Source organism: Maribacter taeanensis, assembly GCF_047345145.1.
Lineage (GTDB): Bacteria > Bacteroidota > Bacteroidia > Flavobacteriales > Flavobacteriaceae > Maribacter_C.
The window spans coordinates 1,137,056-1,162,735 of sequence record NZ_JBLFER010000002.1 but is presented as its reverse complement, the minus strand read 5'-3'; the positions used below and the strand labels follow the sequence as shown (position 1 = coordinate 1,162,735).

Annotated in this window: 16 protein-coding genes; 4 read left to right on the top strand and 12 right to left on the bottom strand. The window is 34.8% G+C overall.

Annotation, left to right across the window (positions count from 1 at the left end; genetic code table 11):
• The first annotated feature begins 356 nt into the window (after positions 1-356).
• Together ACKWCD_RS10860 and ACKWCD_RS10855 are read left to right on the top strand one after the other, a co-directional pair.
• Positions 357-2,252 carry an alginate lyase family protein gene (locus tag ACKWCD_RS10860; protein ID WP_413983972.1) on the top strand — a complete coding sequence of 632 codons (1,896 nt, stop codon included), beginning with the start codon at positions 357-359 and terminating at the stop codon, positions 2,250-2,252.
• A 9-nt stretch (positions 2,253-2,261) separates the two neighbouring features.
• Positions 2,262-3,356: a glycosyltransferase family 4 protein gene (locus ACKWCD_RS10855; protein WP_413983971.1), complete on the top strand. Its 1,095-nt coding sequence runs from the start codon at positions 2,262-2,264 to the stop codon at positions 3,354-3,356.
• A gap of 41 nt (positions 3,357-3,397) precedes the next feature.
• Here the strand turns inward: ACKWCD_RS10855 and ACKWCD_RS10850 are convergent, their stop codons facing one another.
• From ACKWCD_RS10850 to ACKWCD_RS10810, 9 genes are all read right to left on the bottom strand, one after another.
• On the bottom strand, positions 3,398-4,702 hold the full coding sequence (locus ACKWCD_RS10850) for a nucleotide sugar dehydrogenase (RefSeq protein ID WP_413983970.1): 1,305 nt from the start codon (positions 4,700-4,702) through the stop codon (positions 3,398-3,400).
• 2 nt (positions 4,703-4,704) lie between these two features.
• Complete coding sequence (locus ACKWCD_RS10845) at positions 4,705-5,715, bottom strand: DUF354 domain-containing protein (protein WP_413983969.1); 1,011 nt, start codon at positions 5,713-5,715, stop codon at positions 4,705-4,707.
• A gap of 184 nt (positions 5,716-5,899) precedes the next feature.
• Entirely contained in the window at positions 5,900-7,000 is a 1,101-nt protein-coding gene (locus ACKWCD_RS10840) for a glycosyltransferase (RefSeq protein ID WP_413983968.1), read from the bottom strand.
• Positions 7,001-7,012: 12 nt separating this feature from the next.
• On the bottom strand, positions 7,013-8,203 hold the full coding sequence (locus tag ACKWCD_RS10835; protein WP_413983967.1) for a glycosyltransferase: 1,191 nt from the start codon (positions 8,201-8,203) through the stop codon (positions 7,013-7,015).
• A 70-nt stretch (positions 8,204-8,273) separates the two neighbouring features.
• Positions 8,274-9,512: an oligosaccharide flippase family protein gene (locus tag ACKWCD_RS10830; RefSeq protein WP_413983966.1), complete on the bottom strand. Its 1,239-nt coding sequence runs from the start codon at positions 9,510-9,512 to the stop codon at positions 8,274-8,276.
• A 42-nt stretch (positions 9,513-9,554) separates the two neighbouring features.
• On the bottom strand, positions 9,555-10,904 hold the full coding sequence (locus ACKWCD_RS10825) for an O-antigen ligase family protein (RefSeq protein ID WP_413983965.1): 1,350 nt from the start codon (positions 10,902-10,904) through the stop codon (positions 9,555-9,557).
• Between the two features lie 77 nt (positions 10,905-10,981).
• Entirely contained in the window at positions 10,982-13,384 is a 2,403-nt protein-coding gene (locus ACKWCD_RS10820; protein ID WP_413983964.1) for a GumC family protein, read from the bottom strand.
• A gap of 125 nt (positions 13,385-13,509) precedes the next feature.
• Positions 13,510-14,289, bottom strand: a complete 780-nt coding sequence (locus ACKWCD_RS10815; RefSeq protein ID WP_413983963.1) for a polysaccharide biosynthesis/export family protein — start codon at positions 14,287-14,289, stop codon at positions 13,510-13,512.
• A gap of 102 nt (positions 14,290-14,391) precedes the next feature.
• Positions 14,392-15,783: an exopolysaccharide biosynthesis polyprenyl glycosylphosphotransferase gene (locus ACKWCD_RS10810; protein ID WP_413983962.1), complete on the bottom strand. Its 1,392-nt coding sequence runs from the start codon at positions 15,781-15,783 to the stop codon at positions 14,392-14,394.
• 578 nt (positions 15,784-16,361) lie between these two features.
• Between ACKWCD_RS10810 and ACKWCD_RS10805 the strand changes: the two genes are divergently transcribed.
• Positions 16,362-16,937 carry a SanA/YdcF family protein gene (locus ACKWCD_RS10805; RefSeq protein ID WP_413983961.1) on the top strand — a complete coding sequence of 192 codons (576 nt, stop codon included), beginning with the start codon at positions 16,362-16,364 and terminating at the stop codon, positions 16,935-16,937.
• 51 nt (positions 16,938-16,988) lie between these two features.
• Positions 16,989-18,242, top strand: a complete 1,254-nt coding sequence (locus ACKWCD_RS10800) for an NRAMP family divalent metal transporter (RefSeq protein WP_413983960.1) — start codon at positions 16,989-16,991, stop codon at positions 18,240-18,242.
• 29 nt (positions 18,243-18,271) lie between these two features.
• On the opposite strand, the gene ACKWCD_RS10795 is transcribed toward ACKWCD_RS10800, so the two are convergent.
• From ACKWCD_RS10795 to ACKWCD_RS10785, 3 genes are read right to left on the bottom strand one after another with little or no spacing between them, the layout of a single operon-like run.
• Positions 18,272-20,203: an OmpA family protein gene (locus tag ACKWCD_RS10795; RefSeq protein WP_413983959.1), complete on the bottom strand. Its 1,932-nt coding sequence runs from the start codon at positions 20,201-20,203 to the stop codon at positions 18,272-18,274.
• A 13-nt stretch (positions 20,204-20,216) separates the two neighbouring features.
• Positions 20,217-21,212 carry a PorP/SprF family type IX secretion system membrane protein gene (locus ACKWCD_RS10790; protein ID WP_413983958.1) on the bottom strand — a complete coding sequence of 332 codons (996 nt, stop codon included), beginning with the start codon at positions 21,210-21,212 and terminating at the stop codon, positions 20,217-20,219.
• A 7-nt stretch (positions 21,213-21,219) separates the two neighbouring features.
• A complete protein-coding gene (locus tag ACKWCD_RS10785) occupies positions 21,220-25,518 on the bottom strand; it encodes a T9SS type B sorting domain-containing protein (RefSeq protein WP_413983957.1) in 4,299 nt (1,432 codons plus the stop codon).
• Positions 25,519-25,680 lie beyond the last annotated feature (162 nt).

Sequence of the window (25,680 nt, the reverse complement as noted above, 5' to 3'; positions counted from 1 at the left end):
GTGTATATCGCTAACGTCTAAACTATTCTTTTATTGAACATTTTTTAGTCCAAATTGGGCTAGGTAAGTATTACTAATTAACAAGCTCTTCAATCTGATGTTTTTTTAATCCTTTTAAGGGGTAGATAATCGAAAAAAATAGTCCTATTATCCGAAGTAACTTAATTTGCGAAGTTATTGTTCAGGTATACTATTTAAACAAAGTTTTGTCTTGCGTTTGCACCATTAAAAGAATATAAATCAATAATATTGCCGACGGTTATTAGTACACAAATTGGATATCAAATATTTTCTTAAAATTGAGTAACACGAAAAAACAAAGTCGCTTAAATTGGTATTTCAGCAGAATTCGTACAATGTCTGTTCCTGAAATGATATACAGGGGAAACACCGCTTTTAAAAAGAAAATTGACAGGTACTTTAAGACAGCATTTTTTCCCAAAGGCAATATCAATAAGTATCCTGAGTACATTCTTCATCTTCCTGAATTAAAGGAAGACCTTGAACTTAGTGATTACTCAATCTTCGGAAATAAATTACATTTTAACAAACCCATCAATTGGCATAGGGATATCATGAATGATCGTGAATTTCCAATGGAATTTTCATATTCCATAGATACTAGAAGTGGAAAAAATGGGAATGTTAAAGTTGTTTGGGAAGTAAATCGTTTGCAATTCCTAAGCAAAATTTGTCTTAAATATATTCAGAGTGAGGATGAAAAATATTTAGATCAGTTCATGAATATAATTACTAGCTGGAAGGATGCAAACCCTTATCTCGTTGGTGTAAATTGGTATTCAAACATTGAAGTTAATATTAGAATTATCAATTGGTTTCTATGTTGGGAACTCTTACGAGTAAATGAATTAGTTACTACCAACGAAAAATTCAAGAAGTTTGTTACTGAAACTTGGCTACCTTTAATTGAACTTCATGGGATGCACGCTTATCGGTATGAATCAAAATATTCTTCTTCAAACAACCATTTAATTGCTGAAGCAAGTGGCCTCTTTATTGTCAGTAGTTATTGGTCATTCAAAGACTCACCTCGATGGGTCGCAAAAGGAAAAAAACTGTTAGAGAGAGAAATCATAAACCAACATTCTTCTAACGGTATTAATAAAGAAGAAGCTTCAGAATATATTCAATTTATCACTGATTTCTTTTTAATCGCCTACATCGTAGGAGAAAGAACATCTCATAAATTTAGTAAAACTTATACCGAAACCTTACGGAAAATATGCGTTTATATATCTAATTTAATGGATGTTTCAGGACATATTCCCTATTACGGTGATGATGATGATGGAAAGGTACTTTCATTAGAACTAGGTGAAACTCATAACAATTTTCAATCATTATTGACCAGCGCGGCTGTTTTATTTGAAGACGCTTGTTTCAAAACCACAGAAAGTGTGTTTGATCTAAAAAATGAAATTCTATTTGGTCAAAAAGGCGAAATTGAATTCAATAAGCTTCCCATAAAAAGTAATGTTCCGTTAACAAAACTATATCAAGAAGAGGGACACTTTTTACTTAAGAAAAACAATCAAGAGGGTGAGATTTACTTGCATATTGATGTAGCTCCACTAGGGTATCTTTCTATAGCAGCTCACGGACACGCAGATGCGCTTTCCTTTTTCTTGCATATTGATGGAATGCCTTATATCATAGACCCTGGCACATATACTTACCATTCTTATCCTAATTGGAGAGCCTATTTTAAAGGAACCATAGCACATAACACCATACGCGTCGACGGGCTCGATCAATCAACCAATAGTGGACCTTGTTTATGGACAGATCATTACGAAACAGAAGTTTTAGCTGTGGAAGATAATCCACAAGAAACCAAAATTCAAGGAAGTCATAATGGCTATAATCAAATAGGAATTAGTCATACTAGGAACTACCGATTTGATAAACAAAAGGATTGCATCATAATTCATGATATTATTACATCAAACGATGTTAAATCACATCTATACGAACTACCATTGCATCTTCATCCTGAAATTGAGCTTTCTCAATTAACCGAGAATGAATATACTATTAAGCAAGTAGGTAAAAGAACTGTAACTATTATATTGGATGAGCGTTTAAAATCTGAAGTTGTGACTGGCTCTGAAGACCCTATCATGGGTTGGTACTCTCCTTCATTTTTACAAAAAGAACCGACATCGGTAATTTATAGTAAGATTGAATTAGAAGGTAGTTTTGAACTAAAAACTGAGATACATATTAATTAAGGTCTATTAATGAAGCATAAAATACTTATTCACGCACCAAATCTTTCTACCCCTGGAGGGAAGCAGACTTATTTTACTTCTTTATTAGATCACTTTCAAAGTGATATTGAATTCTTCTTTTACGGTGCTCAAGGAAAGAAAGAATCGAAGCTAAAAGTAATCTCTCGATTGTTCAGTGACTATTGGAAGTTTTATCGACTACTTAAGAAAAATGACTTTAGCTTAGTTCATCTGAATCCTTCTATGAATATGAAATCCTTCTTTAGGGATAGTATTTTTGCAGCCATTTGTTCAATAACAGGCACAAAAATGACCATATTTTGGCATGGTTGGCAATGGGCATTTGAAAAAAAGACCGTTCAAAAAATTCTGTTTTGGTTTAAAATGACCTATGGAAAAGCAGATTCAATGATTATTCTTGCCAAAGAATTTAGCGATCAGCTAAAAAAATATGGTTACAAAAAACCCATACATCAGGTTACTACCGTAGCCGATCCTATCTTTTTTGAATTGGAAACAAAATTTGAAAACCCCTCTATTGAGAATCCTGTAAACGAAGATTTAGTGCTTCTTTTTCTTTCAAGAATTGAAAGAGTAAAAGGCATATACGAGGCATTGGAGAGCTTTGAAATTTTGAAAGAAGAATACCCCTCTCTTAAGCTAAAAGTAGCTGGAACAGGAGGAGAACTAGATGCTGCTCGAGCATATATTGAGCAAAAAGGATTGCAAGGTGTTGAATTATTAGGTTGGATAACTGGGGAAGGAAAAGCGAAAGCTTTTGCTGAATCAGATATCTATCTACTTCCATCTTATCATGGGGAAGGCTTACCATGTTCCATTTTGGAAGCCATGGCTACTGGACTTCCTGTAATTTCCACAGATGTAGGAGGTATAAAAGATTTCTTTGAAGATGGTACTATGGGATACTTGGTAAAAATGAAAAATCCTTCAGAAATCTCAGAAAAATTGCGATTGTTAATCAACAATCCTGAACAAATTGAGGTAATGGGACGCTATAATATAGAATACGCTCGAAATCGGTTTACCCCTAAAAAGGTAGGTTCCGAATTAGAGCGTATTTATGATGAGACGGTAAAAAATTAGTATACTACAAGTCTCCATTAGACAAAAATAATAGTCCTTTATTACCAGCAAATACCTTCGTAATTATCTGTCTTTTTGTTTCCTTTGATTTTAACAAGGTCAATAAAATGCTTTTTAGGGTACTTGATATTTATATCTTTAAATTCAGGTTCGTCATGTGAAATAATAATGGTATCCGAATTTTCCACGACCTCTTCAAGATCATCGGTAATCAGCTCTGATAAGTGTGGAATATGTTTGTCGATATAAACCTTATTCGTTCCTGAAAGCTTAGATACATTTACATTTTTATCATAAATAGAGATACTATATCCCTTACCTAATAGATTCTCAGCAAGTTCTACAACGGGACTGTATCGTAAATCATCAGTTCCTTTTTTGAAGCTTAGTCCTAAAACTCCAACCTTTCTAGTATTCTGATCAAGCACCATTTTTAGTGCTTGGTTTTTCTGATTTTGATTTGATTCTAAAATGGAACTTAAAACAGGACTCTCTAAATAAAAATCATGCGCCATGGTATTGAAAGCTTTTAAATCCTTTGGAAGACAAGATCCCCCAAAAGCAAATCCGGGTTTCAAGTAATAAGATGATAGATTCAATTGTTTATCCATGCAGAATAAATTCATCAATTGATGCGAATCAATGTTCATTTTCTTACAGATATTACCAACTTCATTGGCGAAAGAGACTTTCAAGGCGTGAAAAGAATTGTTCACATATTTGATCAACTCTGCAATTTCAATAGACGTTTCTTCAATGGGCGCATTGATACCCTTGTACATTTCGATCATTCTTTTTGAAGCAGCTTCATTGTCAGTTCCAATAACGGTAACTGGTGGATTGTAATAATCCTTAACAGCAGATCCTTCGCGTAAAAACTCAGGGTTTGAAATTACCGCAAAATCTTTATTGCGTTCTTTACCAGAGTGCTCCGCTATGATTTCACCTACTCTTTGATTAGTGCCTGGTAGCACAGTACTTCTAATTACTGCAATATGAAAATCTTCTTTATTTTTGAGTGCTTTTCCTATTTGAGCAGCAGTTTCATAAATAGCCGTTAGATTTAGATGTCCATTGACATCGGAGGGAGTACCCACACAAATTATAGACACCTCCGTTTTCTTTACTGCATCTTGAAAATCTAGCGTTGAAGAGATTCGACCTGCCTTCCAATTGTTCTCAATCAAAGCATCGATATCTTTTTCTATAATTGTGGCCTTCCCTTGGTTGATTAAATCATTTTTATGGGGCATTACATCAACGCCCATTACGTTATGTCCATTCTCTGCTAAGCAAGCGATACTAACACAACCTACATAACCCAATCCAAATATTGATATATTCATCTTTAACTTTTATTTATCTTATTTAATAACAATGTGGTAACATCATCCCATTCATCAAGAAGTCGTTGTCTAAAAACGTCTTGCCCTTGAAACTTCATTTCACCGCTTAACATTTTTGAAACAACCTCTACAAGATTTTCGGGTTCCAATTTTAACAACATTTCTTTCTTTATTAGAATCACATTCGCAGGCATATCTCTAATACCAACATAAATCGAAGGAACCCCTAACATAGCCCCTTCACGAGCCATACTATCACCTGACGAAATCACCACTCGGCTAAAATACATCAATGAATGTATACTCTTTACAGGTTCTTTCAGAATTATCCAATGGTCAGGGTAGGCATCTGTATTCTCTTTATTCTCCAAAGACAATATCACCTTTGTAGAGTTAGGAAAATCTTTAGAAATAGATAGAATAGCATCTTCAGTCTGTGATAGATAATTTGAGGTTTCGGTAGAAACTTCTCGAATAAAAATGTACTCCTTAGGTTTTAGATCATATTCTTCCAAGGCGGACACTTCTGGGGTCATATATCTTGGTGATAAATATGACCATTCTTTTAATGCGTTAAAGTATTTTATTCCTTCAAAACGTTTTTCGAAAGGAGGCAAGAAAACCTCATCAGCTGAATACTTAAGGAGCGGAAACACAAATCTTCTAGGGTCATCAATAAACGCAACATTCGGAATACCCTTTAGCTTTGCCACGAAATTTGCCTGATAATGCGCAGTGATCACAAAACGATATTTTTTAGAACTGATATCTCTAAAAAGTCTATAAATTCGAGGTATGATTATTTTGAAGATCATGGAAAACATGCCCTTATTATGCTTGTAATCTCCAACACAAATAATATTGTAATCAGGTAGTTCATACTGAATAACAGGCAGTAATTTACCCCGGTTCACGCAATAAATATCGACCTCAGAGGGGTCGAAACTTAGGATCGCATTTTTGAACAAATTATACTGTGGTAGATGGTATAAATCGATTAAAACCTTTTTCATTTCCTATTAAATCCTTTTGTAGTGAACCTCACATTTAACATGCGAAGATAGGGTGAGTGAACTAGCATATCCAAAATACTCGTTTGATTGCTTGTAAATATCCTTTAAAACCCACTTTTATTGGAAATTAGCTTGTGATGCCACATTATTTTATTCCTAAAATTGATTTCATTCGTTCTGAATTTTATTTCAAGGTTTTTTGGTACAATTCGTAAAAGGCTTTTGTCATTTTTTCCAAAGCAAATACATTTTCTAGTCGCTCGCGCCCCGCTTGCCCCATCGCCCCCATCAAAATCGGATCATCAAGTAAAGTATTCAACTTATCAGCCATAATTTCGGGTGATGCAGGTGGAACTAAAAATCCAGTTTCGGTATCCAAAACTGCTTCAGCTGTACCACCTCCTATGGTAGCGACAGTTGGTTTTTCTAAAGCCATAAATTCAAGGATGGCATTGGAGATACCTTCACCATGTACTTTGGCATTTGTAGATAATACTCCCACATCACAGGCATTAACAATAGATTCTACATTCTTTTGCAAGCCAGCAAAAATAATCCAAGGAGACATTTCTGAAGGGACCATTGCCTTATGACTTGCTAATTCAGAGCCTCCACCGACAGCTAGAAAAGTAACATCTTTTCTTTGTTTTAAAATTAGCAAAGCAGCTTCGATATAGTTGCTATAGTCTTTATTGCCAGAAAAACTTCCCACCATTACCACTATCTTTTCAGTATTGATATTGAACTGGTCTCGAATTAACAACTTGCTTTGAAGATTTAAAACTCGTTTTGAATCAAAACCGTTGTAAATGCAAAAACCCTTATTTTTTGGAGCTTTGTAAGCCTTTAATCCTGCTTTTGAATTGCTGAGAATAACATTAGAAAACGGGAAAGTTAATTTTGCACGAAACCATCGCTTATCAAAAATATTCATGTTGGGTGGAGCGTCAGCTATATTTCCATTTATTAGCTTAATACCTAGCAGTTTTGAAGAGGGTATTGCTATGATTGTTGACATACTACTCCAACTATGTATCAAATCTGGTTTCCATTGCTTACAAAGTTTGAAAAGTTGGTAAAAGACCTTCGGGCTTTTCTTAGGAACTCTTTTTAGAATTGTAACTGGAAGGCCTAATTCATAAACTTCTTTATAATGAATACGATCTGAAAAACTTACAAGATGCAAATCAACATCAGGATAGCTAGCCAAGCCTTTAATAAGCTCTAGCAATCTACGTTCTTTGCCCCCTGCCCAGAGGTTATTCGTAAGTAATAATACCTTCATTCAAATGATTTATTAAGACGGCCTCTGGTTTAAAAATAGCTGCAAAGATTTTTCATATAAGCGATAATCAAATTTTTCTCTTGACGTTTGAAATGCATTTTCAATAATTGAGTCCTTGATAGTGCTGAAATTTTCAATTATGTAAACCAGTCGCTCATGCATCATCTGCATATCGTCTGGTTCAACCACAAAACCGTTGAGTCCATTTTTAATGTACAGGCTATTATCACTAATATCAGTGCACAAAATTACCTTTTTATGATTCAAATAGTCGGAAAGTTTAGTTGAAAAACCATACTTATTTTGGAGAGTGAAACCTCGTGGCAAGACCAAAATGTCTTGCTGCAAGAGAAAACTAGAAAGTTCATTTTCATCTAGATTGCCGTGATAGACAATAGTCTCTCCTTCTTTCTCAGCAAGCCTTTTAAGATCTTTCTTTGATCCGGTGCCACATAAGTTAAACGTTACTTTACGTCCACTATCGTGTACCCTTAGGACTACATCAATAAACTGAAAAAGGTTTTCTTTGCTAGGAACAATAGAGCCTGAAAAACCGATATTAACCGTATTTCTCCTTGCGTAAACGGTGCTTGATAACTCAGGTTCTATCTTTGGATTTGTCAGAATAGGAATGTAAATTGTATTCTTGTTATACTTCTTGCCATACGTTTCAATGCTTGTTGAAATACAAACCAACCCGTCATAAAATCGCATTAAAGAATCCATAATTATGAACTTGGACTTAAAAACAATGGTCTTAATAGCGTATTTGATCTTTTTAATGGACTGGGGTTCATGAAACGCAGGAGAATATTTTTTCACTTCATTTAGTTCGTAAAATACATTGCGCTTTTTTACTAGAATAAAATAAAGTACTGTTAATAGCTCTAGGTTAAACCAAGATTGAGGATAGATTAAAAAAACTTTCTCCCCTGCCTTGTCATTTGAAAACCTATAAAGATGTCTTAAAAACGAAAGAGAAGAAAACAGGGAATACGTCAGTTTCTTCTTTTCAAGAATGAAAATTTTAGGTGCTACTTCTACAAAATCTTCTTGAGTAAACTTGTTTGAACTACAACTCACCAAATACACCGCATTATCTTGGTTAGCAAGAGCTTTTGCGTAATATAGCATACGCTTTGTTGCGGCGCTTTTCCCCATGAAATCAAGATTGCCATATATGTATATTGTTCTCGGGGTCATCTAGTTGACTTTGTGTCTATAGTATTTTTCATTTTTGATGTTTCTGCAATTCAAATAGACTGTTGAAATATTATGAAACTACCTCGTTCTTGTTATTTTTTACAAATCTCAAATAATAAAAACACATTACAATCATATACAAACCACTAGCTAATATTTTGGTGAGTATAGCACCATTTAAATCAAAATATTTTACCAAAATGGTGTACCCTAAAACATTTACAATACCAACTATATATGCCGCATTTCTCAAAAGCTTACCTTTTCCCTTTGCGCCTAAAAAGCGATTGAACAAATCACCTAGACCATGAAAGATAAAACCTAGTATTAATATTTTAGCGATTCCAGATACCTCAAGATATTCTTCGGAGTAGAATGTTACCACGACCATTTCAATCAAAAAGTAAAAAACCAATAAAGCAATCAAAGTACTCAGTATACTGAATATAAATGCCTTTTTAGGTATTGCTTTGATTGTGGCAAATTGTTTGAAGTAAACCGTACCGATTACTGAAGGTATCATAAGAATAGGCTTGCAAATTGTCATGGCAAGCATAAAAAAACCAACCTGTATGTTATCCATAAAGTAGGAGATGCTAATTCCTGCAATATGCTGAGTAGCCACTCCGGCAATACTGCCGTAATAAATTGGCTTCCCATTTTGTTGATTCTCAATCATCAGTTCTTTAACAATCGATTTCTTAAACGAAAAATTGGGTTTTAGACGAATGATATAAAAAGCGACAATAGCAGTTCCAATACCATAAAAAACGAGTAATACTTGTTCTAAATTAACCTCCATTACTTTACTCAAAGGAAATATTATTGCCAGATACAGCAATGCAGGAATGAAACTAAGAATTGAAAGAGCATATATTCTATGCATCCCTTTTAAGACTTCTTTAAGCGCTATTACGCCCAATATTGCCGGTATGATAAAAAAGAATATCCTGAATTTCGAGTCTAATCCATGATCAAAAAAAATCGGTTCAATTAGCGAAAATGCAAGCATCAGGACCATCCCTATAACTGATACTATTCCGAAGATTATAACAAAAAGCCCAACAAACTTTGCCTCTTTGATCTTCTCTTTATTAATAGCAAGTAATCGGGTTAAGGAAATAAAGAAACCGACCGATATCAAACTAGCTATAAGTGTACCTACCGTTTGAATAAACTTATAATCACCAAATTGCTCCGGCCCAAGAATTCTTGAATTAAATATACTGACCAAAAAACCAAGCACCACTGCTAGAATGCTAGCACCGTACATTGTGGCTATTTTAGTTATAGTGTTTTTGGCGGCCATTCTTTAGGTGTCTTCTGATCTATTTTAAACATTTGGAAGTCTTTATGCATTTGCTTCCTCCTCTATTTTGTTGATACCCATTCCTATACCCATATGCATTGCATAGAGTACCGAAAGGTAGGTAATGAATAAAAAGGTATTTGTGAGATTACCAATTAAATAAATAATACTGACCAAAAAAGGAATTACAAAATACAAGTTGTGTTTAAAGGATTTGGAATAATAAATAGTCGATAAAAGCACAAACAGAGTAAAACAAATGAATGCCGGAACTCCATATAAAAAAAGCGATGTAAAATACCCACTATGAATACCCCCGGTATTTGCCGCTGCTCTATCTCTGTCTTTAGTAATACGCAATAGGTTTTCGTAATATACTTTATTTTTAAGGTCTCCGTACCCGAAAAACGGACGATCACCAATATTATCAAACACCATTGCATAATACCCTTTTCGGCCATCTACTTGCTGTGTCAATCGTTCCTTTACCAAAGAACTGTTCATAATATCACGATAGTAAAAAATTGAAACAGATAAAACTATAGTAAACCCAGCCATGGCTAAAAGCACCAATTTGGTAATGGCAGTTTTTCGAATAAACAATAAATATGTTACTAAGACCAGCCCTAAAATAAGCCAGCTCATTCTCATAAAAGTTGTAATTACCCCTATAGAAAATAGAGTTACCAATGCTATTTTAAGTGTGTCCTTCTTAACCGTGACTAAAGTCCATGCAATAGCAATTATTAAATAATACCCATTGTAATACTCCGCTCCGAAAATACCGTTAGATCTAAGCACACCGCCAAATGCTCCCCTATTATCACCAATACGCAGAAAGTAAGGATCAATAGTAAGCTGAGCAAGGCTAATAATTGTTGAAATTACGGCCCCAATAATAATTGTTTTCCCAATAAGATCATAGGACGGTTTATCAGCCATTAGTCGTAAGGCTTTTATTATTATAATGAAGGCAGCAGCGTCAAGAATTACCTTAAAACCTTGCGGAAAAGTATTAACGAATATAGAAATTGACAGAAGAATCACATACGCATACAATGCCACTTCAAACCAAGGAATGGTTTTAGGCATTACCAATTCACGTTTTATTTTTCTAAACCATGTTTTACGTATTATTAAGAACAATAGCATTAAATAAATAAATCGTATCGGAGGTATTTTGAAAAGATTGAAACCCGGAATCTTAATGAGTAACAAATCATTGTAATTCCCGGTAAGTAGATAAAAACAAAGGAAAAACAACTCGATTTTATATTTTGAGTTGCTTTTGATGGTCAAATATAAAGCAAGAACTGTTGCAAAGGCGAAGTATATAAAAAACTGCTCTACACTAAAATCTTCCCATTTAAAAAATTGTTGGTACTTACTCATTCTTAAGGGAATCTAAAATGTTCAAAGCCAACGAATACATCATGATTCAAATTTTACTGACGGAGTTTTAAAGAAACCTAAACGGAAAGTGATTTATTCACCAACTGTGTTTCCTTATTTCGACCATATTTATCCTCATAGCCATATTTATGGTCTTTCATTGGCACATCATTAAAGATAATGAAGCTCTTTTTATCTCCTACGGAAGCTAAACCTTCTAAGTCATCAAGAAATTTAATTTTGGCAATGCCTTTTCGCACAACAAATAAATTAATATCTATTAAATCTGAAAGTATTAGAAAATCTGAAACCAAACCAGCAGCCGGTGTATCTAGTATAATATAATCGAACTTTTCTTTAAGCTCTTTAACCAAAACCTGCATTTTAGGACCAGAAAGTAGTTCATGGACATTACCGTCTACTGTTGAAGTTGGAATGAACTTAAGATTTTCTAGTTCTTCATGCGGATAAATAATGTCTTTTATTGTTAAAATATCACCTTTCAGGTAATTAGAAAGTCCTTTGCCTTCAACGGAATGAACTCTGTTTACAAGGCTCGGGTTTCGTAAATCTGTATCAATAATTAATGTTTTCTTTCCGGCCTCAGCAAAAGTAATACCCAGATTAATTGCATTATAGGTTTTACCCTCCTCTGGCATAATGGAAGTCATTCCAATTACGCAATTCTTCTCAGAGCTAACAAATCTCAAATTAGTGCTAAGGTCTCTAAATGATTCTTTCAACTTCCAAAGCGAAACATCAGATTTAGATTTTTTGACTTTAGGGTCATGATTTACAACACTGGCAATAACAGGAATATCAGTATTTGCCATAATTTGAGATACATTTTCAATAATACCTTTTGAGGAAAATAGAATAATCCATGCAAGTGGAATTATTGTACCTACCATAAATCCTAACAATAAAATTAACTTCTTCTGCGGAGCAATTGGTCCGGTACCAACCATTCTAGCTTCGTCTAATACTCTTGTATTAGAGGTACTCTCGGCACCCGCAATACCCGTTTTCGCCAATTCTTGACTTAAGTAGTTAAACAGGTTTTCGTAAAGTGTACTTCTTCTTTCTATAGTAAGTAACTCATTCTCTTGTGTTGGCAGTGAATTTATAACTCCACTATAGCTAGATAATTGAGAATTGACTCTCCGCAGAGCGTACTGAGAAGATTTAATGCCATTGCGAAGGTTGTTCAATAATATATCAGTTGATTGAGCAATTTGCTTATTAAGAATGCTCATCTCTTCATTATTTTCAGTCACAAAAAATCTCTTCTTTGATTTCTCGGCATATAAATTCTTGAGTTCTTTAATATTTTCATTAATCAGTGGATCATCTATTCCAGCAGAAGTAGGTATTATAAACTCTTCACTATTGCGGTTGTCTTGAACACTTTGAATTAAAGAATTATAGTACTTAATACTCAAGTTTATTTTTGCTCTTTCCATTTGTAGGCTAGAACTTCTTCCTAATGCGTTGTTAGCTGTGGCGCTTAAATTGAGTGCACGCTTATCTTTTTTGAAGTCTTCTAACTCCAATTCTACTCTAGATAAAGAATCTGATACTGCAAGTAATTGATTCCGAATAAATGCTTCCTTAGTGGTGGCAATTTCATTTCTGGAGTCTAACTTGTTTTGAATATAATTATCTGTGAGTTTTTGTAAGAAATCAATTTCTTTACCAACAACTGCACCCGATGTAGATATCTTAAAAATACTGGCTTGTAGGTCAATATTATCAACAGATATCTCATCAACATAGCTATTGGCGACGACATCTAAATTTTGAACCAAAAAACTGAGTTCTTTTTCTTCAAAATCTTCATCGCTCACACGATATTTTGGACGCTTGATTGTAAACGTGAAATAGTTATGACTAATCTCCTCACCAAATGTAAACTCTTTAGAAAATCTGAAATCTCGTTCAATATACCTAGTTGAACCAGTATCTGGATTAGTTACAGAGAATCCTTTACCCTCAGCAGTAAGTCTAAACTTGTCTTTGGTAAGAATTTCTACATTAAAAGGAAGTCCATATAACTGAGGTTTCTTTTTTTGGAGAACTACTTCAAATGGAAAATAACCATATGATTCCCTTTTTTTGAGTATACCTTTTCTGTAATAAGAAATGTCAAAGCCTAAATCTTCAATGGTTTGACGAATTAAACTAAACGATTTTAGAATACCGATTTCATTGTATAGGTTTTGTTCCATTTCGATCAAACTGACTCCACCTTCTACGTATTTACTTTCACCCAATACGCGATTACTTCCTGATGCATCAATCAAGATAGAGGTAGAAGCCTCGTATTTAGGTGTTGCGAATTTGGTATATGCAAAAGCAAGTGCTAAGCAAGAAATAATGCTAAGCAGGAAGATCCATTTATACCGAAGTATCTTCTGAAAAAACAATTTCAAATTAACCTCTTGTTGAGAGCTAAATTGTGAGTCTTTGTTATTTTTCATTTTATAAATTATAATCTTTTGAGTTGGGACTCATTTTAAAGTAAAATACTTTGAAGACTAATATTTAAGTACACAAAACCATTGTTGGGACACAAATATTAATCAAACATATAACGCATTCAACATTAGTTTGTTGTAAAATTCAACACCAACACTGTCGTAGTAATAGCTGATAAGATCAGAGACCATACTCCTAAATTCTTCTGGTTAATACCGGACTTTGATGTTTCTACATAAACCACGTCATTTGGATGTAAAAAATAGTAGGGAGATTTAATAATGGAAGGTCTTGTTAAATCTAAATTAACTACAACCGATTCGTTACCAACTTGTCGAATTACCTTTATCTTTTTACGTTTCGCAGATATATTCAAATCACCCGCAGCACTTAATGCTTCAAATATGGTAGCCTGCGTATTGTATATGTATTTCGTACCTGGACTTTTAACATCACCCAATACAGATATTTTGAAACTAGTCATTTGAACTGTTACAATTGCGTTCAATAAATATTTATCTATCTCTAGCTGTACAACATCTCTAATCTGTTCTACAGTAAGATCACTAACCTTTAGTTCACCTACTATGGCTAGATTTATCATTCCTAAGGGGTCAACGGTATAGCCACTAAGAAACAAAGATGCCGGATTGGCCTGAAAATTTCTATTCTCTATAGAAGTGATATTAAAAAAGGCAGCCTGCTCGGGATCTCTACTTTGTACTTTTATACTCAGCACATCACTAGGTTGAATCTTATATTGTTCTTTAGATGGAAGAGGTAAAATAAGTGTATTCTGATTGCTTTGTAAATAATCTAATTTTTTCGAGGTATAACAAGATGATAGTGAAAGCACTAGCAAAAGCAGAAACACTCGGCTCATACCTGAATATCTATACTTTTTCATGGTATTATACAATTTGGAATTCCCTTTGATTTTTATCAATTTCCTCATTTCTTTCAATTTACAAAGTAATTTTTTAAAGAACTATTAGCAGATCGACCTCTATTAAAATGCCTTTTTATGATGACGACCAAATACTGTTAAGAAGATAATTTTCATATCGAGCCACAGACTCCAGTTTTCAATGTACCATAAATCATGATGAACCCTCTCATTTTTTTGCTCGTCTGTTACTGTGGGGCCACGCCATCCATTTACTTGAGCCCAACCTGTAATTCCGGGTTTCACATAGCTTCGTACCATATAGTTTTTCACACTACTTCTAAAATCATTCTGTAAGTGAATTCGATGTGGTCTTGGTCCAATTACACTCATATCCCCCATCAAAACATTAAAAAATTGAGGAAGTTCATCCAAATCGGTCTTTCTAAGCCACTTTCCTATTCTTGTAATTCTTGGGTCATTAACCTCAGTAGATCTTGTACCATTGAGGGGGTCTTCACAAACCGACATGGTTCTAAACTTATAACATTTAAATGTTTTATTAGCCTCACCCTTTCTATAAGGAGTATAGAAAATAGGACCTCTATTATCTACATAAATTAGTACCGCAATGAGAAAAAATATAGGAGCAAAAGCAATAAGAATAAACAGAGCGAATAAAAAATCGAACAATCGCTTAAGAACTGTTAAACTGAAATTGTCTAAAGGAGATTGACGAAGTTTAAAAACTGCCAAATCACCCATAGTAAATGCCTTATAGTTTTTTGACATAAGTAATGGGTTTTTTGGAATTAATTTCACCCTAACTCCAAAATCGTCTGCAACCTTTACTATATCAGTTATCTTTTCAAACTCCAGATCTGACATAGAGATGAAAATTTCATCAATAGAATTATTATTTAAAACATCCGGCAAATCATCAATAGCACCAAAAATACCTAACTCTAGTTCATTTTCAGGAACTTGATCTCTATCCTCAAGATAACCCATTACATTATACCCATATTGCGTCATTGCATTGGTAAAACGAGTAATATTAGCCCCTCCATATCCAGACCCAATTAACAAGGTGTTAGAGAAAAGGTGTGAACCCCTATTCTTTAAGTATTTCAGTAAGTACTTAGCGCTTATTAAAATTAAATAGGAAAAAATGAAGATTGGAATTATAAAACTTGGCCTCTCAAAATATTCAATTTTTAGCAGCATTACCAATGTAGTAACAAAACCAACAAAGAAAAATAAAGAAGTAAGTACGTTTTTAAGGTACCTATAATCGGCATTAAAGTAGAATTCGTTATCCCTTATATAGAGAATAATAAATAACCAACTCAGATTATAAACCGCTGCAATCTTAGCTAAATTGATAAGAAAAGAACTATCAGTAAATGAGAATTCAGGTAACCGAAAATATAAAAAGGCCAGCAAAACACAATTCAATAGAATGAATTCAATTGCTAGCAAATTGACAAGCACAAATCTATTCTTTGAATTCATTTATCTGAGTTAGTCAGGGAAGTTCACTAAAAAGTTGAAAAAATACCGATTCTTCATCAATATTTACCCCATTTTGTGTTCCCCAAGTGGTTTGGTCATACTTTTCGATTCGAAAGTAATTTTATGTCACTAAAGGATATAATATACTAGACGAATGGCTAAAATATCCTGTATACTACCAGAGTTCAAGTCAATACAGCAACTAACTATCTGTTGTGCCAGAAAGCCTCTGAACTTGGCAAATCCCCCATAAACATTCAACTTTGAATAGGTGACAAAAATAAGGACTTGTCTTTACCAGAACATCATTTTAACATTATTTTTACTACGCTTATATAAACTCAAAAAAATTGATCAGCGAATTTAACAAAGTTGAAAAAAGTAATTATAAGTCTTAAAAAAATCCTTTTAACAAAAATGAATTCTACCTTACTTTAATTCACAGAGTTACTTTGAAGAGCTTGTAAAATTTATTAAAATATGATTTAGCTACCTTTGACATTCGTATCGTGCTTGAATCAATGAGAAAATATTTTAAAATACTATTGTGGTTTACCATCGCTACAATTTTAATAGTGATGATTTGTAACATAATTATAAATTTCTCGGCCGAAGGAAAAACCTTTTCTCAATTAGAAACCGTTCCAAAAAATAAAGTTGGTGTAATACTAGGCACTTCTAAAAAACTGGTTACTGGTCAACCAAACTTATATTATTCCTTTCGTATTGAAGCTGCAGTATCTCTATTCAAATCTGAAAAAATAGAATTCATCCTGGTAAGTGGTGACAATGGCACAAATTACTATAACGAACCCGAGACCATTAAAAAAGACTTAATCTTAGCAGGAATACCAAAGGAAAAAATATTCCTTGATTATGCAGGTTTCCGCACCCTCGATTCAATGGTTCGAGCGAAAGAAGTATTCGGATTGAATAAGGTTACGGTTATTTCCCAGGAATTTCATAATCAAAGAGCAATTTACATCGCTGAAAGAAAAGGACTTACGGCGGTAGGCTTTAACGCAAAAGATGTTACTGGCAACTCTGGCTTGAAAGTTCATCTTCGTGAATATCTTGCTCGTGTTAAAGTTTTTATTGACTTGGTCAGCAACACTCAACCAAGATTTTACGGAGAACACATAACAATAGAGTAGGCTATTATTCATATTAGAAAATAGACTAATTTAGAATACTAACGTGCTAAAATGTCAAAACTTAAAATTCTTTTAAGAAACCTAGGGCCAGGTCTTCTATTTGCCAGTATGGCTATAGGAACCTCTCATTTAGTTCTCTCAACAAAGGCAGGAGCGCAATATGGTTGGCTAATGGCAATTCCGATTGTTTTAGCAAATATTTTTAAATATCCATTTTTTGAATTTGGTGTTCGATACACCAATGTAACGAACAAAACACTAATAGAAGGCTATCTAAATAGAGGGAAAGGGTGGCTTTGGTTTTATGCTTTTATAACTTTAATTACAACGTTTACCATTTTAGCTGCTCTTTATACGGTTACAGCAGGCCTCTTTATCAACTTATTCAAAATTTCTAACGTTCAAATTGCAACTATAGCATTAGGTTTATTTGTGTTCATTAGCGCGTTGCTTATTATTGGGCGATACCGTTTTCTTGAAACTTCACTGAAGTTTGTGGTTGCCATTTTGTTTATAGCACTTCTTGTCACAATAGTACTTGTTATATATAAAGGACAGGTAGAAGCGCTACCTAACTTTACTCCTCCTCCTATTTTTAATGATGCGGGAATTCTATTTTTAATTAGTTTAATGGGATGGATGCCTACAACTGTGGAAGCATCAAGTTGGGTGAGTCTTTGGAGCATCGAAAAGTGGAGAACAGAAAAAGTAAAACCAACTTTGAAACAATCACTTCAAGAATTTAATATTGGCTATTTATTAACCGCGATTTTGGCAGTTTTTTTCTTGATAATAGGCTCAATGACCTTATATGGAACGGGAGTTGAACTTAGTGGAAATGGTGTTGTTTTTGCAGATCAAGTGGTTTCAATATTTACCACGCATATCGGATCTTGGGCATATATTTTTATTGCAATTTCGGCTTTTGCTACTATGTTTAGCACCTGCATGACAGCCCATGATGCAGTAACTCGGGTAAGTTTGGATGTCATTGATCTTCTCTCTCCTAAAATCAAATTAAAAGGTAAAAAAGGGTATTTTGCACTAGGTGTATTGCTGTTAGCTTGCATTAACTTTATTGTAATAGCACTGTTTTCAGCAAATATGGGAAAGCTAGTGGCTCTGGCCACATTTGTTTCATTTGTCGTCGCACCTTTAATAGGTTACATGAATCTTAAAAATGTAATGAGTAGTGACCTTCCTATAAAGCATCATCCTAAGAAATGGCTTCAATATCTAACATACGCTGGGATAGTATTTTTAGCCTTCTTTTCGATCTATTATTTTTGGCTCGAGATTTTCTGAATATGGAGATTAATTTGAGCCTTGAACCTCTATAACTCTTCAAAATTACTTACTATAAACAAAGTTCTTAGGTTTTGCTTGTGCAAGAAATCCAAACAATAAACCCCATTTGTACAGCTATTCATTATACGCTCTTCACCAAAACCAGTCGCTGAAAGCAAATTAGCTGATGGGATACCTTTTTGCAAAAGATAATTCTTAATAGCATCTACGCGTTTTTGAGAAATAATTTTGTTAGTTCTACTTCCTCCTCGACTATCTGTATGATTTTCAATTTGCAACTGTAACTGCGGAAACTTCTGAAACATGTCAACAACCTTGTTAAGTTCAAGGGCAATATCAGCAGTAATTTCACTTTTACCTCTGGCAAAGAAAAAATCATTTATTTCTAAAACTGTCTGATTTTCTCTCTCTGTTACTATATCATCAATACTTACCATTTCATAGTTCAAACCAGTTTTTTGTAATTCTTCAAGTTCAGCTTTACCATAGGATTGATATAGCGATGAATGTCGGTTTTTTGAAATTTCAATGATTAGATTATCTCTCCATGGAATTTCTACTTGATACTTTCCATTTTCTTTGGTTAAAAACTCTTTAAGAATATTACCCTCTGCATCTCGTAATCGAATTGCCGCATTAACAATACCTCGTTGATAATCTGGCTCAAATACCTCCCCTCTAATAGAGAAAGTTTTAGGCCCCAAATACTCTCTAATAGTATATCCGTAGATATCATCATTACCCTTACCACCATCTCGATTTGAGGAAAAATAACCTGAAAATCCTAAATTTTCATCGCCACGAATGATAAAACCAAATTCATGCTTTTCTGAATTAATTCCGGCCCCTAGGTTAATTGGAATGCTAAAACTTTGATCTTGTCTAAAGTTAGTTTTGTAAATGTCCATTCCTCCAAGACCATAAAAAATATCCGAAGAAAAATACATGCTACCATCATGAATGAATGGGGCGATCTCATTACCAGGAGAATTGATTCTTGGACCAAGATTTACCGGCTCTGACATTATTTGACCATTATTGGTTGAAACATAATAAATATCTGTACCTCCGTAGCCATCTTCAAAATTAGCAGCGAAATATAATCGATCACTTGAGCTATCAAAGAAAGGGTAATAAAAGGAGGTACTAAGATCTCGCAGTAAATATGCGAAAAACCCATTTTCATATAACATACCTATCGCTAGAGAATTCTTTCCTTTATCATCAAATGAGAGATTATCATCTTCGGCATTAGAAAGAATATAAAAGATCTTATCTAGATCTTCCGCATAGTGAGGAGTTGACTTATGAAATTTAGAATTAGGCATACGGTCAAATACGTTAGGATTTAATACATCACCATTATTGCCAATTCTAGCAATGTAAATATCCAAATATGATTCTCCAGATGGTCCGTAAATTTTCTTTGATTTAACTGGGCGACTACTACTAAATAGAAGTTTGTCTTTGTAAAAGCTAGGAGCGAAATCAGCTTGAGGGCTATTGCCATTAACATTAAAAATCTCAAATTTTTGAGGGTTGTTCGCGCTGGTTTCTAAAAGTTCAAAATTAAAAGCTGCATTTTCTTTTAATTCATCGGCCAGTAGATCACTTTTGGTATTCAAAAATGCTTTTACACGCTCCTTTTCAGAGGTTTTAGAAAGGCTTTGCAACATCATATTGAAACGATGATTATTCATTATCGTATCTTTCTTGTTGATGTCTAAATATATTCTTGACGCATTTTTAAAATCCCCCATTTTAAAGTACGAATCTGCCAAATTCAAAAACTGATGATTACTAATCAGTTTACCATCACTCATAGCCTTTTGATACTCGGCAATTGCTTCTTTATAAGCATAACCGTAAAAATACTGATCAGCTCTTGACATTTCCTCTTGAGCATAAGATGTCAAGGTCGTCAGTAGAAAAAGTAGGATGAAAGTCTTCGTTTTCATTTTTATACGAACTTTAGAAAAATCTAGGTGAATCAATTTGTTTTGGTTTTCCTTTTAGTTTCTTATTTCTTGAACCGCCATTACCACTACCACTACTTCCTTTACCCAAAAAGAATTTTAAAATAACTTCGTGAGAACCACTATTAAAACCTCCTAGGCCGTTTGTATTGTAATCATAAGAATATCCTATAAAGGTAGAATTAGCCACTTGAAAACCCGCCAAACCACTTACAGCATTTCCAAAACGATATGAAGCTCCAAGCGTAAATTTATCATTAATCAAAAAATTAGTAGAAAGATTCGTGTTTAAAGGAGCTCCATTAATATAGTTTATTAAAAAAGCTGGTTTAAACTTTAAGCTTTCTCCCAAATCAAATACATATCCTCCAATTAAGTTAAATTGCATTTTACCTTCAATTACCGTCGCTACTTCGTTATTATAAATTCCATCAGTCAAAAAATTTGGTATGGATGCTCCTAGGTACCAAGTATCTCTTCCGTAAAGAAAAAGGCCAGCGCCTATAGTGGGGTAAAAATTCTGAATATTTTGACCATCGAAAGGTTCTCCCGGGTTTTCAAAGGTACCTTTTGTAAAATCTACATTTAAAAACGAGCCTCCAACGTCCATTCCAAAAGACAATTTAGCGTTTTCCGAAATATTAAATTGGTACGAATAAGCAATATCAATATACGTTTGAGAAGTTGGGCCTAATTGATCGCTAACTACGTTAAAACCAATTCCCATTTTCTCATTAGAAAAAGGCACGTTAGTTCCAAACCGTATTGTTCTAGGAGCTCCTGGTAAATCAATCCATTGGGCTCTGTAAGAACCAATAATCTCAGGAGTTTCGGTAGTACCTACATAAGCCGGATTAAAACTCCCTATATTATACATATATTGAGTATACTGCGGTTCTTTCTGAGCAAATGAGCTGTTGACCGCAAAAAGAGCCAAAGAAATAGCGCATAGGGCTCCTCTATATAAAAATCTACCTTTTTCGTAAATCATTCTTGCATTATCTAATAAGCTGAATCCAGCCTTTTTGAGTTGTCGGCCCCTCTCCAAAATCAAGATTCAGGGTATAAAAATATGTACCGTCTGGTGCATCTTTGCCTTTCCAAGTGCCATCCCATACTTCATCCTCTTTTTTATTTGTGGCATCAAACACCAAATTTCCATATCTGTTGAAAATTTGAATATTATAAACTATCTCTACCAATTCATCATCACCAACCTCATTCTTCTTTATTCTATTAATTTTTAAAATATCATTTAAACCATCATTATTCGGCGAAAACTGATTGTACAAAATGCCAATCTCAACCTCGTTGCGTGTAGTAATTTCTACCCGGGCAGAAGAATTACTATCTAGATCTTCTAAGACACTTTCACTTGGTGTGGAGCTTTCGATAGTGGCAGTATTCAAAACAACTCCTTCGCTCTTAAAAGCCATTCTAATAGAAAGTTCAATTTCTTCTCCTACGGCTAAACTTCGGTTAATCAACCAAACACCTGTTTCATCATTAAATTCAGTTTCTGCAGGTATTACGGCATCAACAAAATCAAATTCGACATTATCATCATTTGTAAAGACATCTCTTACTCGAATGTTTGAAACCGCATCTTGAATTGATTTATTAATTAGCTTAAGGAAATAAATTACTTCAACGTCAGGTACTATATCACTTACCAAACCAGTCACAGTTTTAAGTTTTTCTTTGTCAAAACCTAAGCTAACGGTCTTTTCTAAAATAAGGTTAACCCCAACTGGCAATTCTATTGGTAAAGTTATTGTAGCACTATTATTCGCAGGGGTATTATCTTCAGGAAAAGAATCTAACAATTCGGCGGTGTTATTATACGAACCACCCTCAAGAATGGTAACCGTCATTGATAAAGTTTGGGTTGACAAGGGATCCATTTCAATAATTTCCCACTCTCCCATTTCCACATTATAATCACCACCAGAGGCTTCATGAGAAATATATTCAAATCCACTTTCTAATAAATCTCCTATTTTAATCTCTCTAGCCTTGGCATCACTTAGGTTTCTTACTGTTATTGTAAAAGTGACTTCATCACCAATTAAAGCATTTAAATTGTCTACTTCCTTTGAGATTTCTAAGTCTATAGGATCAGGGTTACAGTTTGGATGGTTTATATCTGGAACACAAGGATTATCAGGTTCTGGATCGTTAACATCAGGAACTTCGTCTAAATCAAAATCACAAACACCATTCATACGACTTGGCACACAAGGGTTCTCATTTGCCGGATCGATTTGATCTACAACACCATCTGAATCACTATCCAAAATATTTGAATCCAAAGCATCAATTATACCATCCTCATCTTCGTCAAGTGGGTTTTCAATATCAGCACCCACTTCTTCGCCATCGTTTATACCGTCACCGTCAGTATCTGGATTCGTCGGATCAGTACCTAAAGTAGCCTCAGGGCCATCAAATAATCCATCTAAATCAGTATCAATATCACAGTCGTTTAAGGTGATAGTTATTACTGAAGAATCATCTGTACAAGGGGCTTGAGCACCAGTGGTAGAATAGGTAAAAACGTACTCACCATCTGGGCGACCTTCGAAATTTATAATATTATTTGACGGAATATTAATATCAGAAATAGGGCCGCTTGTATAAGACCATCCGCCAGCGTCTTCACCTGAAAGCAAATCATCCAAATCTAAAATGGTAGGTCCATTAGCTGCTACGCTACACGCAGATGCGTTACCATTATTTTGGGGTGTACCTGCTGAGGGCTGCTGAGCAACGGTTGCAATAGCCTGTTGTCTTTCACTTGTACAACCATTGAAGGTTGCTTCTGCGTAAAATGAAGTGGTAGTCGAAAGAATTGGAGTAGTAAAACTTGAGCCCGATCCTATAATACCACTACTTGTTTCAGAAGCGTACCAATTTATTGTAGCATTATCCACACCTGCCATTCCAGTTGCTGTAAGTACGACAGTACCTGTATCACAACGTTCTGCTCCCTGAACATTTGTCAATGTAGGGATTACTTTAGAAAGCAAACTAACTTCTAATGGTGGACTAACACAATTATTATCTGCATCGAAATAGTACCCAAAGTAACCTCCAGGTAATGGATTGGCCACAAGAGCATCTGAAATAAAATCCGCTTCTGCTACTGGTCTCTCCAACATACTAGTAGCCCATTTTAATTCGGTACCACTTGGTGCACTTCCGGTACCTCCCAAAACATAATCATTTAGGCTACCCATTATTGGCCCACAAAAATCAGTTTCGATGTCATTTAAAGCAGGAGCAGTATTACCAGCAACACAAGGGTCACAATTTCCAACAGAAATAGTGAAAACTGCTGAATCTTCTTCACATGGTTCCATTGCATTATTTGTGGTATATGTATAAATATAGGTTCCTTCTAATCGATTTCTAAATTGAACCCTGTTATTAGCATTTGGATTCAACTCCTGTGGACCCATAGTAAATTCCCAAGTTCCTGGATCAACTCCTGGAGAAAGCAAGGTATCTAAATCCAATAAAGTATCCCCAAAAGTATCATCAGGATTATTACAGGCAGCACCATTGGCGTCTGCACCCGCATCTGGGGTTTCACTTAAAGTAATAACAAGTGAATTAGAGGGAGGACTAGAGCAAAAAGTTGTTCCTGTACCTGCTGAAAAAACCGCATAATAAGTACCTGAACCAGCCGCAGCCGCAGCAGCTGCGCTAAGAAGTTGTGCTTCCGTAGGGTTGGCGCTTAAACTCCATCGAGTAACAGAATTAGAAGGCCCAGAATTGTTCACAAAACTATTCAAATTGACGCTCGACACATCACATAAACTAGTTGGATCATTGTTAAAAGTAGGTGCTGTATCAAAATCAGCACAAGGATTGCAACCGGTGACTTCTATTTCGATATCAGCAGTATCATCGTCACAAGCCCCTGAACCTGTCACAGTATATCGATAGATATAAAGGCCGGCGGGGTCGTTGTTGAAATTCACAACAGAAGATGCATTGGGAGCTATTTCTACAGGGCCAGAAACCCAATCCCATGTGCCTCCCGCATCTTCACCTGTCAGCACATTGCTCAAATTGATTGCTGTCGCTACTCCAAAACCACTTTCATTACATCTTTCAGCAGTTGTATTATTTCCTGCATCTGGGGATTCATTCAAATCTATAACGAGTGGGGCTGATGCTTGAGTTTGGCAAAAAGATGCACCAGAACCTGCTGTGTAAAAAGCGTAATAGGTATTTGAATTTGCTTGAGTAACTGCCGTTCCTGTAATAAATGGAGCACCAGCAGAGTCTAAACTCCATCGCAATGTAGAACCTGTTGGCCCACTATTAGACACAAGTGTATTTAAATTAACGCTTGCTACATCACATAAACTTACTGGATTAGTACCAAAAGCGGGTGCAGTATCTCCTGCAGCACATTCATTATCTATTATGGTTACCGTAGCAGTATCAACTGTTCCAATCTCATAAAGAGCAGAACTAGTCCCTGTCAATCGAATTGTAATCGTTTCAGCACCCTCAAAATCTGGGTCATCAAATGCTTCTACTGCAACATGACTAAAGCCCTGTAAATCGGGAAACAAAATTGCTGTATAAGATGCATTTACCCGACTTGTCAAATCAAAATCATCAGGGGCAGGACCTGGCCCATCTGCCGTGCTACTGCCTAAAACAGTAAAAAACACTTCAACAGTTTCTCCTAGCCCATTAAAAACAGAATTATTCTCTAAATCGTCTAAAGACACTAAGCGAAAATTTCCATCGGCACCATCTTCTAAAGCTTCGTCGACAAACAAAGGGCTGTTGGTATCAAATGAAATTTTACCTTTGTCATTGTCAGTGATATTTAGGGTTACTGAACTTTGATTTGGATCTACAGTACCAGATCCTAAGACACTTAGTTGATTAAGAGTAATCGTAATAGTCTCTATATCTTCAACGAAATTATCATCAACAATGTTAATCTCAGTAGTAATAGATTGAGGTCCTTCGTGAATAATTGTAACACTTCCCGAAGAAGCCAAATCATGGTCTATACCGGAGGTTGAAGTACCAGTTACTGCATAAGAAACTGCGGAAGCCAAAGGGTTATCAAAATCTCTAGATATTGTAAAACTAGCTGTATTTTGAGCTCCAGGCGCCGTTACTTCTTCGGCCGCGTCGTCATTAGATGTAATAATAATGTTCTGAGCCCATAAAGAAGGCATCATCAAAAAAGCTCCAAAAAATAAAATTCCTTTAAAAACTTTTAAAAGATTCATAAAGGATAAATGTTCTTGTTTCAATATCATAATCTGTTCATTGAATTACAACTAATTCAAGGGACAGCATAAATTAGGCACTCTAAGTAGGTAAAAAATGGGGTCAATATTACTAAAAAAAAACGTCTAATACCCTAAATAACGGGGGAAATGTGAGTTTATAGAGATTAACAACAGATAAAATCGGCCACT